Origin of the sequence: Bacteriovorax sp. Seq25_V, from assembly GCF_000447795.1 — a bacterium.
Lineage (GTDB): Bacteria > Bdellovibrionota > Bacteriovoracia > Bacteriovoracales > Bacteriovoracaceae > Halobacteriovorax_A.
Genome location: NZ_AUNI01000011.1, coordinates 130,583 through 145,887, shown reverse-complemented (window position 1 = coordinate 145,887; position 15,305 = coordinate 130,583). Strand labels below are relative to the sequence as shown.

The 15,305-nt window shown below is 36.8% G+C and carries 12 protein-coding genes; 5 read left to right on the top strand and 7 right to left on the bottom strand.

Annotated elements, in window-relative coordinates:
* Positions 1–3: 3 nt before the first annotated feature.
* Positions 4–1,800 carry a hypothetical protein gene (locus M900_RS05755; RefSeq protein WP_021273930.1) on the bottom strand — a complete coding sequence of 599 codons (1,797 nt, stop codon included), beginning with the start codon at positions 1,798–1,800 and terminating at the stop codon, positions 4–6.
* 155 nt (positions 1,801–1,955) lie between these two features.
* Between M900_RS05755 and M900_RS05750 the strand changes: the two genes are divergently transcribed.
* Both M900_RS05750 and M900_RS05745 read left to right on the top strand, forming a co-directional pair.
* Entirely contained in the window at positions 1,956–3,269 is a 1,314-nt protein-coding gene (locus M900_RS05750) for a hypothetical protein (RefSeq protein WP_021273893.1), read from the top strand.
* A gap of 70 nt (positions 3,270–3,339) precedes the next feature.
* Positions 3,340–4,245, top strand: a complete 906-nt coding sequence (locus tag M900_RS05745; protein ID WP_021273922.1) for a hypothetical protein — start codon at positions 3,340–3,342, stop codon at positions 4,243–4,245.
* Here M900_RS05745 and M900_RS05740 read toward each other — a convergent pair.
* Genes M900_RS05740 through dnaE form a run of 5 tightly spaced genes read right to left on the bottom strand, consistent with a single transcriptional unit; the run spans position 4,242 to position 11,738 of the window.
* Positions 4,242–4,757 (bottom strand): hypothetical protein, encoded by a 516-nt coding sequence (locus M900_RS05740; protein WP_021273800.1) that lies wholly within the window; start codon positions 4,755–4,757, stop codon positions 4,242–4,244. The two genes, M900_RS05745 and M900_RS05740, sit on opposite strands and share 4 nt — an antisense overlap.
* 2 nt (positions 4,758–4,759) lie before the next feature.
* Complete coding sequence (locus M900_RS05735; RefSeq protein ID WP_021273830.1) at positions 4,760–5,791, bottom strand: quinone-dependent dihydroorotate dehydrogenase; 1,032 nt, start codon at positions 5,789–5,791, stop codon at positions 4,760–4,762.
* Positions 5,791–6,711 carry a hypothetical protein gene (locus M900_RS05730; RefSeq protein ID WP_021273917.1) on the bottom strand — a complete coding sequence of 307 codons (921 nt, stop codon included), beginning with the start codon at positions 6,709–6,711 and terminating at the stop codon, positions 5,791–5,793. Before M900_RS05730 ends, M900_RS05735 begins: the two co-directional genes overlap by 1 nt.
* Positions 6,712–6,713: 2 nt before the next feature.
* A complete protein-coding gene (locus M900_RS05725; RefSeq protein WP_021273836.1) occupies positions 6,714–8,093 on the bottom strand; it encodes a hypothetical protein in 1,380 nt (459 codons plus the stop codon).
* A 30-nt stretch (positions 8,094–8,123) separates the two neighbouring features.
* Positions 8,124–11,738, bottom strand: a complete 3,615-nt coding sequence (gene dnaE, locus M900_RS05720; RefSeq protein WP_021273851.1) for a DNA polymerase III subunit alpha — start codon at positions 11,736–11,738, stop codon at positions 8,124–8,126.
* Between the two features lie 243 nt (positions 11,739–11,981).
* On the opposite strand from dnaE, the gene M900_RS05715 reads away from it, so the two are divergent.
* The 3 genes from M900_RS05715 to M900_RS05705 all read left to right on the top strand — a co-directional run bounded on the left by M900_RS05715 (position 11,982) and on the right by M900_RS05705 (position 14,697).
* Positions 11,982–12,707, top strand: a complete 726-nt coding sequence (locus tag M900_RS05715) for a protein kinase (RefSeq protein ID WP_021273837.1) — start codon at positions 11,982–11,984, stop codon at positions 12,705–12,707.
* Entirely contained in the window at positions 12,698–13,534 is an 837-nt protein-coding gene (locus M900_RS17000; protein WP_021273935.1) for a PP2C family serine/threonine-protein phosphatase, read from the top strand. The genes M900_RS05715 and M900_RS17000 overlap by 10 nt, the downstream gene beginning before the upstream one ends.
* A 254-nt stretch (positions 13,535–13,788) precedes the next feature.
* On the top strand, positions 13,789–14,697 hold the full coding sequence (locus M900_RS05705; RefSeq protein WP_021273823.1) for a hypothetical protein: 909 nt from the start codon (positions 13,789–13,791) through the stop codon (positions 14,695–14,697).
* A gap of 1 nt (position 14,698) precedes the next feature.
* Here the strand turns inward: M900_RS05705 and M900_RS05700 are convergent, their stop codons facing one another.
* Entirely contained in the window at positions 14,699–15,265 is a 567-nt protein-coding gene (locus tag M900_RS05700; protein ID WP_021273914.1) for a FecR domain-containing protein, read from the bottom strand.
* Positions 15,266–15,305: the final 40 nt, after the last annotated feature.

Below are 15,305 nucleotides of genomic sequence, written 5' to 3'. Positions count from 1 at the left end.
TCCCTAGTTAAATAGATAAACATACTTCGATTGAATCCAACCCGTCTTACCCTTTTGAGTTGCTTTATACCAACCGTACTTCTCTTCTTTGATCTCAAGCTTACTACTTGTTAGTTTTGGACCTTTAAATGTTGGTCCTTTCGAACATGACGTTGCAGGACAAGAGTAAGTCTTCTTCCACCAAATACTTTTACTTAAACGTCCATATCTCACTTTTGGTTGAGCAGGAGGAACAGGATCTTTAACTTCATCATCATCCCCATTACTGTCACTTGGCTTTTCAGATAGAGTAAAGAAGTCAGACGTATTTTCTGCTTCTAAATTCCCCGCATAGAATGTTGCCTCAATCCCATCAGCTTCAAGTTTATAAACTAACGCTTCTCCATCAATGTGAACATCTAGTACTAGATATGATTTCCCCTCTTCGAGTTCAACTTGTTGATCATCAACTGACTTATGTCCATCACTTGCCTTAACGTATTGCCCAGCAGTTGCAAACAATTGATAAGAAAATGCTTTTTGAGAAATCTTGGCCCAGGCAGCATAATCGCTTTTACTTCCAGCAAAGATGTAACCAACACTCTTTCCAAACACAATTTTATAGTAGCGATCCTGGGTAATTGGATGAGAGATATCAAGACCAATGACTTGAGTAACCGAGCCACTATTAATAACACCAATTTTTTCACCTGCAGGAGTTTTTCTCACATTAATATTCTTTAGAACTTCAACTTTTGCACCTCTCGAATAAAGACCATCAATCTCAGAACAGATCCCCTCTTTACTAACTTCAGAAACTTGAAACTCATCCCAGATATCTTTAAAAACACCAACAGCATATGATGTTGAATCGGCTCCATTTACCTTCGTAAACAAGCAAGATTCATTAGCTGTCGAACAAAAGAATTCTTCAGAATCTTTCTTATAAACACATGACCCATATTTTGAAGAACGATAAATAATATGTTCACGCGGAAGAACACTATTTTCACCTTTTTTACAGTTTTCACCTTCATTAAAAGCACACTCAATATTTAAATAACCTTCACGATCGAGGTCATCAACATACCTCTCCCATGATCGATCATCGTATTTTAATCTAAATCCCTCGTCGTTTCGTGCCCACTTATCTTTTGGATTCGTGAAACGACAAATTCTTGAAGCTCCGCCATTGTAAGCACTATAAGCAGCTCTCGCTCTGGCCCTCCAATCTGCTTCACCATTAACACAGCTCATAGAAGGTGCTCTTTGCCAAGCATCGTAGTATTCCTCAAGAGAGTAAATCATGTTGAGAATTAAATTTGCACCACGGCCTTGATTGATTGCCGTAAAGTGCCAGCGATCATCGACCTGAAACATTCCATGTCCATGCCCATAATCACCTCTCATATACTGGTATCTTCTATTAGACGGTATTCTATAGTGACTCCAGTAACTTTCTTGATGTCCAATCGCATAAGCAGCATGAATGAATTGTTGAACCTCTTCTTCACTAACATCTGGTTTACGAGATTCAATATAGTAGCGGGCAGTATCTTTGATAAGACCGTAAACCTCTGACATATAACGAGCACGCTCTTCTGTAACTTCTTTAGCATCATCAAAGATAGCAGGGCCGTACTCCGCACTGACATATCCGGGATCTATAAATTGATCAACATCACAGACACTAGGTGCTCTACCAAAATTCCACGATCCACCGGATTTGTTATTACATTTCCAATAGTCAGGAGTCTTATTCTGAGCAAAAGATTGATTACAAATAAACATTACAAATAGTGGTAGTAGTATTTTCTTCATGCCCACTATATCGACATTTAAGCGACCTATCTTAGAAAAATAAAAGTAAAAACGAGCACTTAGGTCAGGTATTTATTACACGAAGCCCTGTTTTTAATGCAAAGCGTTAAAAACTAAGGTATTTTGCTAAAAATTCATTTTATTTGGAGAAGAAAATGAGACCATTAAGATCGGCAATACTTTCCACAATTTTACTTGTAAACATGGCGCAAGCAAGCGAAGCACCTGCGCGTGTGAAGTGGATGGATAAGATGTTTTATACGGTTAACAGAAATGTCGACCTACAGGCTCCTATTTGGGTAAATACAGAAGCTGAACGAAATAGTTATGGAACTGAATATATGAAGTCACTGATTACTTCGGCCCATAAAATTGCAAAGAAGTATCTCGAGTATGGTGATCATGAAGCTTATAATGCTTTTATGATGCTCTCTCTAACCTTCCCTCTCCATGAAGGTCTCTATATGAGTTTCCGTGAAACAAAAGATGAGAAAGGACTTTGTTATGAACCTGCCAATTCTGGTGATATCATGTTCCAACAAACAAAGAAGAAAATCTTTGAGAATGTTCAGGTAAATCTAGAGTCTGAATTTGCTAGTGAAGAAGAAAAAAGACAGCTTGAAATCTTAAAAGAAAGTGACATTGAAAATTTCGAAAAGCTTAGAAATATTCTTGTTGATGACTATACACATATTAAGTTGCAAGAAAAGAAAGAGTCTATAGCCAATACAGAAAGTCCATCGAACTACAGGCACTTCAAAAAATATCTTAAAGGCGGAGAAAATCCGTTTATTGTTGAATGTAGCGACGTAAAAGAAGATCAAATTATTAGACAAATTATCCGAGGTGGAGATGGGACAGATATAGGTCCAGTTCAACTATCACTGAGATGGCACTTTGATAATTTCATTGGTAAAAAGTACTACGAATCAATTGATAAAACATTTGATTACGGATTAAATTTTATTCATGCTGGATTTAAAAAGCTCTATTACGATAGTACAAACTCTAAAAAGGCGATGTCATGTGTTATGACTGGCGGAAAAGTAGACCTAAACAAGCTTATTCGCGCGACATGGTCAGGAAAGTACAACCAAGGCCAGGTATCAAAATCATGTCGTATCGATGATATTAATAAGCTGGCAGAGCTGGAGAAGGAATCTTCTAAACTAACGAGAAAAATTAGGTTCGTCTCAAGTCGCAGTAAGAAACAAAAGTATCAAGAGAAAGTGACACAACTTGAAAATGAAATCAAAATGATTAAAAGACATCCAGACTTTCACTTCAAAAACAATCTTGAAAAAGTTAACGGATTCCTAGACAAGAAGAGTGTTGGATACACAGATAGTATTTCATTTGAGACTTCAAAAGAAGTTAAAGATGCAATCGATGAAATTATCAATAATTTCAACGAAGGTAATGCTGATGGCAAAACGCACTCAAAAGTACAGGCTATATTAAAATCTTAAGTCTTTCACTTGAAAAGCAATAATATTCCGATCATAATGGAGGTTACAAACTTCCATTATGGACGGTAATATGAACAAGAAAATCACATCAGTTCTGGTAATCATTTTAATAATTGGTTCAATTATTTACTTACAAAAAAATAAAGATAATAAGGAGATTGTTGAACAACCTTCTAAAGAAGAAAAAATTGAAACAACGAAAAAATTAGCAGAACCCGACCTCACTCCAGCTCCGAATAAAAGTGATATTACAAGTCTCAAGGCTTCAATAAAGAAAGAAATGTCCGAATCAGTATATTTTGACGAAGTAATCGATTTTTCTAAATCAGAAGAAGAATTCTTTGCAAAACAAGCTCCCACTTCAATCTATTCAAACGCCAAAGAGTTGATTAAACAAATCACTGACTGCCTTACAGACTTTTGCTCTATGTCCGCTGATAAAGACGGCTATTTTGATCCTAAAAATACTGTTGCCGATAAGGTTTTAGCTAGAAATTTAAAACTTCTCTACTTAGTTTCTACAGAGTCCAATATTTTTGACTATAATATTGATGACCTTGATTTTGAAACAATATTCAAAAGCCAAAATAATTTTGTACAAGAGAATGCACTTAAGCTTTATCTCAATAGATATCAAGAGCAAGCTGATATCGTAAAACTTTTTAATTTTTCTAATAATATTCAAGAAGAGGTTAAAGGAACTTTCTATGCCATGCTTGATGAGGTCACAAAGCAAGACCCGTACCTTCGGGATACTTTTCTATCGAGTCTAAATAGTGAATTAAAGAATGCAAGTGGATATACCAAGATTGAAATTATCGAAAAAATCGAATATCTAGATATAGATAAAGAAGAAGCTAAAAAAGCTTTTGATAGTATTTGCTCAGAAAAAAGCGATAAAATCATCAATGCTTTCAATGTTAACCTTAAAAAAAACAAAGGTGCTTCCATAACATACAAAACGATCTGTAATTAAATAGAGTGAAGAAACCTCTTACATACTTCGAGTAAATCGAGCTTCCCCATTTCGATAGAGAGTTCGATGGCGTTTTGAGTATATTCTGTTGCGTAGCTTGACTGCCTTTGATCTTTCTTGCTGATGGCCAAATATAAAAAAACCTTGGCCAATTGATCCTTATACTGTTTTGCTTTAGAAGAAATTTTCACACACTTTGATAGATAATCATCACTCTTAGTATAACGCTTTTGAATACAATATAGAATGCCAAGTTCTTTAGCAGAGCTAAAGAAAATATCTGCATACTTATACTTTTTCGCTTCTTCATGAGCACAAAGAAGACTATTTTCAGCATCTTCTAAAAGGTTTAATACTCGAGAAACCCGACCAATATCTAAATTTATTTCTATTATTCGTAAAGAGTCTTTTTCTTTTTCAAGTCGTTGTTTTAGATTGATTAATTCTTTTTTCGCTTCATCAAGATTTACAGGTCTCTCTAAAAAGGACTCATCAAAAAAAGTATTTTCCATTTCTAATCCCTAATCGCTAGCAGATATTCTTCAAAGTTTTTTACATCATAGATGCCAAACTCAGCTTCAAGTTGGCCCTCAAGCTCTCTTAGCATTTGAGGCCCTTTAAAAATAAAGGAACTATAAATCTGAATAGCACGTCCACCTTCTTTCCAATAATCCTTCATTTGCTCAAAGCTTGAAAATCCCCCAACCCCAATAAGATTAACCTCAGGTGTTTCACGAAGGTATTCAAGACATTTAAGCCTCACTTGCTTCGACTTTTCAAAAAGCATCTTTCCAGAAACACCACCAGCACCGACTTCAGGCATGGCCGTTGTGTTAGTAGCGATAATTCCAGTTAATTGATATTTCTTAGCAACTTCACAAATTTCTCTCAATTGCTCTGAATCAATATCTGGAGCAATTTTCACGAAGAGGTCATGGCCCTTGAAGTCTCCGAGTCCCCCTATAATTTGCTCTAGTCCTTCAGTGGTTTGATGGGACCTTAAACCTGGAGTATTGGGAGATGAAACATTAATAACAGTATAATCGCAGAGATCTTTGAAGCATTCAAAAAGCTTAGCATAGTCTTCAAATGCTAAATCATCAGGAGTCTGCTTATTCTTGCCAATATTTACCCCAAGTGGAACATGTCTTAAGTTAAGTCTTTTAAGGCTCGCCATCATTTGGCCACTGCCATGATTATTAAACCCCATAGAGTTTCTAAGGGACTCCTCCTCTACGATACGAAAGAGTCGTGGCCTTTCATTTCCTGCCTGCGCTAAGGGAGTAACTGTCCCCACTTCAACCGCTCCAAATCCAAGGTGTGACAAGAAAGGGTAACAAGATCCGTTCTTATCTAAACCAGCAGCTAGTCCAACAGGAAAAGTCCAGTCATTTGAGCCTACCCTCAATTTAAAATTATCTGTCGCCTTATGCTTACGCCCAAGAAATTCGGCAAAGTGTGGATAATAGTGGCAGAGGTTTATAATCGCTTCATGAGCAACCTCTGCATCCATTGAAAAGAGAATCTTTTTTAAGATTTTATACATTAGTACAACTGAACAAAGTCACCTTCCGCGACTGAGCCTCCCGAATGAAGAACAGCAATTGAAGCATCTCCACCAACAAAATCGATAATTTCTATAGTTCCTTTGATTTCACCTTTTGATACGCCCATAAGTGCCCCTGTTTCAGGATCATAAATTTCGACTCCCTCTGTCACAACTTTAAGAATGTCTCCAATATTAACTCCTGCTGAGCGACCAGCGTTAATGTAAATTTTTGTACCAATAATTTTTGCAACTCTCCCGACCCATTCAAGTTTCTGGGCGAGATTAACAATTTGTGGAATTGATTTTCTGACCGCAATCTTTACAACATACCTAAGAAGGTCACGGCGATATTCTAGTTTAGATTCTTGATCGGCTACAAAGAATCTAAAACTACTATCATCAGCATAACCTCTAACTGTTTCTGTAAAAATTTCCTTATTAGCATTCACATCAAAGATTCTAATTTCTACTTTAGACTCCGTGTATGCCTTCGTCTGTCTCACGACTCCAATCTCATCTGTTTTCTCTCTAATACGAGCCTCAATCACTCGACCAAAGACAACAAAGTTAAGACCAGAGTCTTTTGCTCTTCTTGCCATCTGAACTAACTTTACACCACCACCAGCATAAATTTCTTTCGAAGAACCAAAGATTCGAGAAGCCTGATTATCAATGATAAATTGTCCTACTCGCGATAATTCCCTTCTAAGCTCTTCGGTTGCAGTTATCGCTAAATCCTCTCCCCCATATGGAGATTCATTAAAGAAACCAACAAGAGCAATTCGCTTTTTTACACCATTAAAATACTGTTTAGGTGTTGAAAGTGGTCTCTTTCCGTGGTTTGTCCTGTCAACAACATCAGTTGCGCATGAGGCAAGAAAGATAAGTGATAAAACAAATGTAATTTTTTTTAGCATAATTAATTTCCGTTAGATGAATTTTCGGCCTTTACTTCAGACCCATTACCACCGTCTAGACTTACAATATTAAAAACAAATGGAAGCATATTGTCTTTAGTAACAATTCTTGTATCAGATAACTTTTCAGAAACCATTTTTCCAAGAATTTCAATCGCCTTCGCACGTGCACCAGAAAAAGTTACTTCAATTTTAACATCCTTCCCTACTGCTTCAGCGATATCTGTATTCATATAAAGAAGTAGGCCCTTCTCTTTTAATTTCTGAGCAAAAGAAATTGCCTCATTGATGGTGTTCGTGTTTTTAAGAACGATCTCTATGATTTGATTGTTCTTAACACTCTCTTCAACAATCTTTCTAATCTGTGAAAACTTTAGAGAAGGAAGACGGTATACAGTACTTGCAATACTTGAATTTAATTTATGTTGTTCCGTTGTATCAAACACTGATTTTTCAGGCGTAAAGTCATAGTGAGCAATAACTCCATTATCTTTTAGGTCTGTGATAACAAAGCCGCCTTGGAAGTTTAAGCTAATCTTTCCAAGCTCAGCATCAAGATTTGTCTTTCTAATATTAACTTCAATTGTAATATAGAGAGAATCTTCTAAATCATCACTAGATGATATTCCAGAAGACTTTTCTGCAAGGAGCACAAGACGTGACTTTTTGAGTCTCTCTTTAACTGTCGCCTTCAGACTATCATCAGCAATCTCAATTCCATTTGTTACAACTGAACTGAGTTGACCTTCTAAATTTTTTTTCCAATGGTCTGCTACAACATTGGTAAAATCTGTCTCTGTCTCAACACCTAACTCAAGCCAATTTGTATCAATAAGATTATAAGAAATATCGAGGTAGACTTTTTTCAGGTCTCTAAATTTTGAAACACCAATAAAGCGGTAGTAGATATCTGTTAAGTCTTTTCTATCAACTTGTGCAGTAATGTTAATATAATGAGAATTCGGTACTCGAACTGACTTAGACATTTTTGTAATTGAATAAGACTTGATAACACGTGAAAGACGACCAAACTTTGCTTTCGAAGTAAGTCTTTTATCTCTTAGTTCTTCACTCTTTTTTTCTAGTTCTTGGCGAGAAAGAGATTGCCCCTCTGGAGCTGTATACTTCTGCTCCACTGTCTCTTCAATTTCTTTAAAATGCTCATTGAATTTTTGCTCGTAGTTTTGCCAGAAAGTAACATAATCAAGCCCCATAGCCTTTAGTTCGTTATCAATAACTTTCTTGAATGCGTCTGAAAGTAACTGCTTCTTGATAAATTCAAGAGAGTCATTATCATGAGCAATGAACTTCCCCTCTCCTTCAAGAGACTTCGCTGCGTAGACATTTAATACTAGTAATAAAAGTATAACTATACGTTTCATATCCTTCCTTAGATGATGAATTATTTAATTTTATTGGTTAACAACTACTTCTTCTAGTCTCCCATCGACAACAAATCTTACTGCGTTATCATCAAGAATCTCATTCACCTTCGCGGCCATCTGTGGCGTAGGGTTAACAAGAAAGCTATCTCCTAATGGAATTCTCGCTCGACCCAGTTCATTTTCAAAAACCAAGTGAAGGGGTACACTTCCACGGTAACCTAATAAAATCTGTTTCAATCTGTCGATTCGACTTAGATTTACTCCATCCATTTTAACATTAATTCGAACTGAGGTAACCCTTTGTTCAGCTTCTTCCTTAAGTTTTTGAATTTTTGATGGAAAAAACTTACGAGGCTCCTCCGAAAGGTTGACTTGACCAGTCAAGATAATCGGTTCATCTGTACTTAAGAACTCTGCAAACTCAGCATAAGTCTTAGGGAAAACAATACACTCAATCTTTCCTGTTAAATCTTCAAGGGTTGCAAAACACATGCGATCCCCTTTCTTGGTCATAATATCTTTCTTCTCAACGATCATTCCGGCAAGAATCATATCTCTCTTACCTTGACCATCGAAAGATTGAATTTGTGAAATTGGCATTGATGCCATCTGCTCAATAACTCCCTGATAACGATCAAGAGGATGACCAGAAACATAAATACCCATCAACTCAGCTTCATAGAGAAGTTTTTCTCTATCATCGAAGTCATCAACATGGTGGATATCAAGCATGTCAGCACCATTCATTGCTGCAACATCATCACCACCCATATCAAAGAGGTTTACTTGCCCTAGAAGTTTTTCTTCTTGCTTCTTATTGGCATAAGAAACAATCATCTCCATATTCTCAAGCATCGTCTTACGATTTAACTTTTGTTCACAATCTTTGAAGGCACCAACTTTAATTAGTGCTTCAAGAACTCTCTTGTTAATATTTTTAAGATTTACTCTTTCGCAAAAATCAACGAACCCTGTATATGGGCCATTTTCTTCTCTTTCACGTATCATCTCATCAACAGCTGCTTCACCAACACCTTTGATTGCTCCCATACCAAAACGAATATTTCCTTCAACTACGTTGAATAACCAAAGAGATTCGTTAACACATGGAGCGAGAACACTGATGCCATAATTTTTGGCGTCATTGATATAAATAGTAATCTTTTCAGTATTTGAAAGTTCCGTACTTAATAGGCCTGCAAAGAATTGTGCTGGATAGTAGTGCTTTAAAAATGCAGTTTGATACGAAATATAAGAATAAGCAACCGCATGAGACTTATTGAAACCATACTCAGCAAACTTCGCCATAAGGTCATAAAGATACTCGGCCTTTTCAAGATCGTAGTTTCTCTCTTTCGCTCCGGCCAAGAAAATCTGCTTGTGCTTTTCCATTTCACTTGCTTTCTTTTTCCCCATCGCTCGTCTAAGCATATCCGCTTGTCCAAGTGAGTAACCGGCAATTGTACGGGCAATATTCATTACCTGCTCTTGGTAAATAATAATTCCGTAAGTATCTTTTAAAATAGGTCTCAACTCTTCAAATAAATAAGTCTCAGGCTTTCTACCGTGCTTGATTTCAACAAACTCATCATGCATCCCTGATCCCATCGGACCTGGTCTATAAAGAGCGTTAATTGCGGTAATATCATCAATAGAGTCTGGTTGAATTCTCTTACAAAGGTCAATCATCCCCGAAGATTCTAACTGGAATACTCCTGTCGTGTGTCCGTCTCCAATGAAATCGAAAACTTTCTTATCTTCGTAATCAATCTTTTCAATATCAAAAACTTCGTCACAATCTCTTCTTACAAATTTTTGAGCGTGATCAATAACTGTTAATGTTTTAAGACCGAGGAAGTCAAACTTAACAAGACCAATCATCTCTCCAAAGTCTTTATCAAACTGTATAACTTTTTCGCCCTTCGCACCTTTAAAAAGTGGACAGTACTCAACAAGCGGCTCATTTGTAATAACAACGCCTGCAGCGTGGATACCTGCGTGACGGTATAATCCTTCGAGCCTTCTTGCGATCGTAAAGATCTGCTTAATTTTTTGATCTGTTTCAATGAGCTCTTGAAGTTTTGGTTCCGTATCAATTGCTTTTTCTAAACTAATTCCTATCTCATCTGGAATTAATTTTGAAATCATATTTGCTTCAGCAAATGAAAGATCAAATACACGGGCAACGTCTTTTACAACGGCCTTAGCTTGAAGCTTTCCGAAAGTAATGATCTGTCCTACTTTATCTTCACCATATTTATGAGTCACATATTCGATAACTCTTTGACGACCACTTTGACAGAAGTCAACATCGAAGTCAGGCATCGAGATACGTTCAGGGTTGATGAATCTTTCAAAGAGAAGATTATATGGAAGCGGATCAATATTCGTAATTTTCAACGAGTATGCTGCCAAAGACCCCGCCCCAGAACCACGTCCAGGTCCAACAGGAATTCCATTTCGAAGAGACCATTGAATGAAGTCAGCAACGATAAGAAAGTACCCAGGGAAGCCCATCTGATTAATCATATCTACTTCATATTGAAGACGGTCATAGTACTGTTGCTTAAGCTCAGTTTCCCAATTATCTTGCTGAACTAACTTTCTAAAATGTGGACCAGCAAATCTTTCTTCAAGACCTTCTTTTGCCACTCGAGCAAAATATTCTGAAGGAGACTCTCCTGTATCAATTGGATAATCAGGAAGGTGATAAATTTGTTTACCAGTGTCATCCGTCCATTTCAAAGTCACATTACATTTATCAGCGATTTCTAAAGTATTATCACACGCCTCAGGACAGTAATGGAATGCAGCTCGCATTTCTTCAGGAGACTTATAATAGAACTCCTGTGTCGTCATCCTCATTCGATTTTCGTCAGCATATGTCTTCCCTGTCTGAATACATAGAAGAACTTCCTGCGCTGTCGCATCTTCAGGAGTCATATAGTGAGCATCGTTTGTCGCCACTAGTTTAATATTATTTTTTCTAGCGAAATCAATTACTTTTTCGTTAACAATTTTCTGTTCAGGGATACCATTTTCTTGAATCTCGAGATAGAAATCATCAGGTCCAAAAATTTCACTTAGCTTCTCAATTGCTCTAACAGCTCTTTCATCTTGCCCAGTGAAGAAGTTATAACCAACCTCACCTTTGAGACATGCGGTTGTACAAATCAGTCCTTCTGAATACTCTCGAAGAAGTTCAATATCTGTACGTGGCTTATAGTAAAACCCTTCCATATAAGCTCGAGAAAGAAGCTTACATAAATTTTTATAACCAGTATTATTTTTTGCTAAAAGAATGAGGTGGTGAATTTGACGTGAAGACTCCTCAGCATCCTGAGAGCCAACAGTCTTAGCTCTCTTTGCGGCACTTCTATCGTGACGGGAGCCAGGAGTAAAATAAACTTCTGAACCCAATATCGGTTTTATTCCAGCTGCGTGACAACGATTATAAAAATCAATCGCTCCAAACATATTTCCATGATCTGTTTGTGCGATGGCCGGAACACCAAGTTCTTGAGCTCTTGGGATTAAATCTTTTAACCTAATTGCACCATCTAAAAGAGAGTATTGAGTGTGCAAGTGAAGATGAACAAAGCTGTTTGGATGGCTTTCTCTAAAAGAAGTTTGTTCTGACATTTATAATCCTTAAAAAACGTTGTGTGTGTGCATTTCATCTTCCTATATTTTAATCAAAATGTCAGTTTCTATATCCCATGCGGAAAGCGTCATTTCGTTCATAACCACTTGTTTTTTATATAAAAAATATCCAATTTTTACTTAAGTTAATAACTCGTCGCAAAATCTCTGCTTTTCTTTTCCTTTCCCTAATTTAATTAGCTAATATTACGATATAGAGCAAAAGATCTCGGAGCATATTAAATGGCCAAAACACATATTAAAGAATTTAACTTTCCGGCCGGAAAAGTCATCGCAAGCAAGTACGAAATAATTGAATGCATTGGTTCTGGATGGGAAGGGGAAGTCTACAAAGTTCAAGAAGTCGGCACCAATGTTTTAAGGGCCGCCAAATTTTATCTCCCACAACGTAATATCAAAAATAAGACAGCAAGTTTGTATGCTAAGAAATTATATAAACTTAGAAATTATCCAATCGTAATCCAGTATATTAATCAAGAGACAATTCAATTCCATGGAGAGAAAATCACTCTACTCATCACTGACTTCATCGAAGGTGAGACACTACATGAGTTCCTAAAGAGACAAAAAGGGAAAAGAATGGATGTGCTAAACGCTCTGGTTCTTCTTCATAAACTAGTCCTTGGTATCATGGATATGCACGGTTCTAAAGAATACCATGGAGATCTTCACTCAAAAAATATCCTAATCAAGCCTTATGGCCTGGGCTATGATGTTAAAGTTCTTGATATGTTTGACTACGGTCCACCAAAGGTAAAAGACTTTAAAGACGATCTTTGCGATCTGATTAAAATCTTTCATGAGTGTCTTGGCGGCAGAAAGCATTATGCAAAACAACCTCCAATGGTGAAAGAGATTTGTCTTGGCCTAAAGAAGAATCTTATTCTCAAAAAATTTAGAAATCTCACATCTCTGAAAGTTTACTTGGAGAACTTAGAATGGGATTAAAATACAACCTTCAAACTTTTAACAATCAAAATCTCGACAAAGTGTCAGAGCTTACATTTTCTAATGGAGAGCTACATCTCTACTCTCTTCGTTCAGTAAGCCACGACCAAAATGAAGACTCATATGGCTTCTTAGAAATAGATCGTGAATTAAAATTCTTCTTTGTCGCTGATGGAATGGGCGGTCACCAAGGCGGAGCGAAGGCAAGTGAACTCATCTGCAAAGTTATTGACGAGCATATTTCAACACTAAAGAAATATGATGACAGAGAATTTAGAAATATCATCATCGATGCAATTGAAAAATCAAATGCTGAAATAAATAATTTAAAAATCGGAGCTGGTAGTACTTTCTCCGCAATTCAAATTACAGAAAGTGGCGCACGATTCTTTAATAGTGGAGACTCCATGGGACTCCACCTCGGAAGTCGAGGAAAACTAAAGCATAAAGTAATTGAACACTCACCTCTTGGCTTTGCAATAGAGGCCGGAGTCACAACACGAGAGCAAAGTAATATTGCGGATAATATTATTTCTAATGCTCTTGGCTTCTCTCCGATGTGGCTAGAACTTAGCGAAGTTATACCATTCACTGACGGTGATCTTTTATCAGTCTTCACAGATGGTGTGCTAACAACGCATAAGATAGATGAGATCAGCGACGTTTTGATCGCCGACCTATTTCAAACGCGTCTTGCTAATCTATTCACACAAATGACTTCAGACCCAAATAAATTTTTAGGAGATGATACGACGATCATGCTCTTTAAATTAGGCGCACAAAAAGAGAATAGCACTGATCCATCAAAAGCTACTTCTCAGGCCTAACCAGTAAAGGCTCCCTAGCAAGTCTCTCAATTCGAATAGACTGTACCTTTTCGGCCGATGAAGCCGTTGTTCTAGTTTTTCTACTAGATACGCAAGAAGCAACCAGCAGAGACATAAATGTTATAAGAATTAGTTTTTTCATACCTGACCAAATCGGTCAAACCTCAAGAATTCTTTATTAAATATGTATTTTTTACAAGCATTACAGGGGGTTATCTTGCCTTTTTTACAGATTGGGCTATGATGCTGCCACTATGGTATTTAAATCAAAAAAATTGCCTAAAAATAAGGCCCAGCTCGAGTTCGAGTTTCCTCTTGCGAAGGAACAAGACCGTAACTTCCACCTCGGTGGGAAGAGCTTTTATTTCTTTGATTTTGACGACAATGTTGTTTTCTTATCTACGCCAATTGTTATTTTTCATAAAGATACAGGTTCTGAAAAACTTCTTTCAAGCCACGAGTTTGCAAAAAACAATAAGATCATTGGAAAAGAAGGAGTTTATAAAGACTTCTATATGGATTTTTGCGATGACAAGGGCTCTTTTAGAAATTTTAGAGACCAAGATTTTTCAATCGCCCAGAGACTTACCGGTAAGAGACAATCATTTATCAGCGATATTCAGCATGCTTTAAATTGTCACGATCATCAGTGGAAAGCTCCTAGCTGGAATCACTTTTATCACGCTACTTATAATAATAGACCAGTCTCTATAATCACAGCACGTGGTCATAGAGAAGATACAATAAAAGAAGGTATCGAGCTTATCGTAAAAGAGGGACACCTTCCAAACACTCCAAACTTTCATACAATTTATGCTGTTTCAAACCCAGAAACAAGAAAGAAGCTTGGGGCTACAAACGATAACTATAATGTACCAGAACTCAAATACAAAGCTATCATCGAATCAGTCGAGAGAGCTATTGAGGTTTATGGTTACAACGATCACCATCGCTTTGGAATGAGTGATGACGATGCAAATAATATAGACCTCATTACTGATGCCATGGTTTTTCTAAAGAAAAAATACGCACAAATGTCTTTTTATGTTATTCAAACTTACGATAATGGTTTTGAAAAAAGAGAAGTTTTAGAAAATGAAATTAAAACAGTTTTCTCTAAAGACGAATCTCAATTAAGCCAGCTAAATCTTTTCGCGCAATAATCTAAAAAGTAGAGAAGACCTCTTCTCCCATTGTCATCATCTGCTCTGTAGCGGGAAGCTTTATTAACTCCCCAACTTCTTTAATGTGAATATCTTCACCCTTTTCAACTAATACTTTTGAACCAAGATTCTTTTTGACTTCTACAGATCCTTCACAAACACATAAGTAAGACTCATCAGATAACTCTTGAATAAAAAATTGCGTACCGCGAACCCCCATCGAAGCTTTTGAAGTTCTTACAGAAAAATTAGTCTTACCAGTCAGAGACTTTTTCACCTTCGTGAATATTGTTCCTTCTTTGAGCTCAACAGTATCTTCAAGTTCACCTAAAGAAACAATTTTTAATATCCCCTGCTTTAGCATAAACCTTGTTCCATTATTATATTCGACAACAAAGAAACTCGACTTTCCCTTAGCATTCAATACATCACCCGCGCTTAACTTTTTCCCGGCCGTTACTGGTACATCATTTAAAAAGACATCTCCATGTAATCGAAGCACTTTTGCACTTTGCGCCCATATTTCTAAAGATAGGAATAAAACAACCACACACACTACAGCTTTCATAAACACTCTCTTGTCATTCAATTTGATTTGGAATATAAAA